Source organism: Prosthecobacter sp., assembly GCF_044373815.1.
Classification (GTDB): domain Bacteria; phylum Verrucomicrobiota; class Verrucomicrobiia; order Verrucomicrobiales; family Verrucomicrobiaceae; genus Prosthecobacter.
On the sequence record NZ_JBIPNG010000695.1, the window covers coordinates 1 to 2551 of the forward strand.

Genomic DNA, 2551 nt, shown 5'->3' on the forward strand with positions numbered 1-2551 from the left:
TGCCTGAAATGGGCCAAGGCCGCGGAGGCATCCCGATCCTCGACGAAGAAAGACTGAGAGAAGGTCTCTCCAACCTAGAGGAAGCAGGTGGAGCAGAGCACAAGGTGTTCTTTGACCATGCTTCAAGCCGCGCCGTCAAACTGACCAACCCAGGTGAACTGGGTGCCGAAGAGCGTGGTCTATCCGGTTACCTACAGCGCCTGGCCTGGCACAACGAGCTACTCGGAGATCACATCACCGTCGAAGGCTGGGTGAAAATGCCCGGGGAAACAACCGAACGACTGGTCACAACTCAGCCCCTGCGCGTTCCAGATCCACAGAGGCCGGAGCCCACGCAAAAGGAGATCGATGTCTACATGCGTGCCCACGGCTTCCTGCGTGCTTATGACGGCGCGTACATTCATGAATCGCGCGACATCGCCGCCAGCGATGCGGTGCCGAAGAACTTCGTGCGTGAGAAGAGTGGAGAGATTCATCCGGTCGATGTGCTGCTGGTTCAGCCCAGTGAGAGCATGCATTCACGCCTGACAGCGATGGCCTACAATGAACCGCAGGTGCCGAAAAGCGCGCTGCCCGCCAAACCCGGCGCTACGACCGATGATTCACATACTCAAAAATAAACAAGCTGGCTGCCGCCACGCACGGCGATGCAATCACCTGCTTTCTTCATTGTCGCGTCCCCCAAAGGCATTAATGTAATCACAGATGAAAGCGTACGATGTTGAGGACTGGCCGAAGATCAAAATCGGGACTCTGCAAGACTCCTTGGAAGCATTGGAGGAGACAACTCCTGAGGAACTGCTGGCGGGACTGAACGCAGGAACAGTGAAGCTGTGCAAGCCCGAGGATCACCTGGCACTGCAATGGGGCAAAGCTCTGCAAGACTCCCGGACTTCAACTAAAGACTCACAAACCGGCAGCCCTCATGGCTCTGCCATGGTCCGGAACTTTGGAGGTATCTCTGTCATCAGTGAACAAAAACTGATCCAAGGCATTGCCTCGTTGCGTCAAAAAAAAGGCGCAGAGCATGCGGTGTATATCGATCCATCATCCAAACATGTCACTAAAGTTACCAATCCAGGCGAACTAGGTGCCGAGGAGCGCGGTCTTTCCGGTTACCTACAGCGTCTGGCCTGGCACAATGAACTGCTGGGAGATAACGTCACTGTCGAAGGCTGGGTGTTGATGCCCGGGGAAACAGCCGAAAGACTGGCCACAACTCAGCCACTGCGCGTGCCAGATCCGCAACGGCCAGAGCCCACACAAAAGGAGATCGACGTCTTCATGCGCGCGCATAATTTCCTCCGGGCGTATGACGGCGCGTACATTCATGAATCGCGCGACATCGCCGCCAGCGATGCGGTGCCGAAGAACTTCGTGCGTGAGAAGAGCGGCGCCATCCATGCGGTGGATGTGGTGCTGCTGCAGCCCAGTGAGAGCATGCATTCGCGACTGACCGCCATGGCCTACAATGCACCGCAGGTGCCCCAGAGCGCACTGCCTGCCAAGTCCGGAGTCCCAGCCGATAAATCCCCCAAAGAAAAATAGGAAGAACCGCAGCGATCTTTCCCTGCCAAGACGAGTCAGGATCAGTCACCGCCTTCAATACCAGTAAATACCACATCAGTCGCTCCCGACGGCTCAGGTTCCGGCCAACAACAGTCAACCACCGTCAACAGCGGTCAACTTCCTCTTCCGCCCGGGCCCTCCACCCCGCCGCTGAGCGTGGAGCAGTCGCAGAAGCTCATCCACAATGTGATGAACCGCCCGCCCGAGCAGCGCGGACAGCGCCCTCGCCCATGAGCAGCGCGCCCGCCAGGCAGAGATCGGCCTGCATAAAACCGCCGCCGCAGAGAGCCCCGCAGACACCCAGTGGCAGAAAGACGCACACTCCGCCCACGGAAACACCCGCGCCACCCATCTCAGCCTCATCGCCGAGGCCGAGAAAAAAGACCCCGCCAGCGCCGCCACCATGCGCCAGGCCCTCGTCCCCCAGCCCACCCAGCGCCTCTTTGCCGCCGCAGAGAAATCCTTCGGCGGCGCACAGCCCCCCGCAGGAAAAAGCATCTCCCTGCACGACATGCTCCTGCAGGCCGCTGCCGCACGCGCCACTGCGCAGAATTCCCTCGGCATCGCCGATCCCGAAAACGTCCGCGTCACCCGCAGCGCAGACGGCTCCTACAGCCTCTCACGCCCCTCAGCAGACGGCAGCGGCACCCACCAGCCCTTTGCCACCCTCGACCCAAAGACCAATCGCATCACCCTCACCCCCGGCCCCGATGGCCAGTTCAGCCAGGCCGCCGCAAATCTCGCCGCCAGCGGCTCCCCAGATGGCACCCCCATTTACCTCCCCGGCACCCAGCCCCCTTACAGCGAGGCCCAGGTCAGCGATCTCATCCAAAAAGGCATCGCCGCCACCACCTCTACCACAGACCGCAAAGCCGCAGACGCCGCCCTCACCCAGGCCGGACTCACCCCCGAAAACATCACCCAGCTCGTCCAGCAGGGCCGCCTCTCCGTGCAGGACGGCCAGCTCTTAAACAACAAGTTC

3 protein-coding genes are annotated in these 2551 nt (G+C 60.3%); all 3 read left to right on the forward strand.

The features are described from left to right. Positions 1-620, forward strand: a 620-nt coding sequence (locus ACIREA_RS30390; RefSeq protein ID WP_397386062.1) for a hypothetical protein, incomplete at its 5' end; no start/stop codon positions are given. An 85-nt stretch (positions 621-705) separates the two neighbouring features. Then, positions 706-1548 (forward strand): hypothetical protein, encoded by an 843-nt coding sequence (locus ACIREA_RS30395; RefSeq protein ID WP_397386063.1) that lies wholly within the window; start codon positions 706-708, stop codon positions 1546-1548. 424 nt (positions 1549-1972) lie between these two features. Then, positions 1973-2551 (forward strand): hypothetical protein (locus tag ACIREA_RS30400; RefSeq protein ID WP_397386064.1); only part of this gene is annotated, 579 nt, incomplete at its 3' end.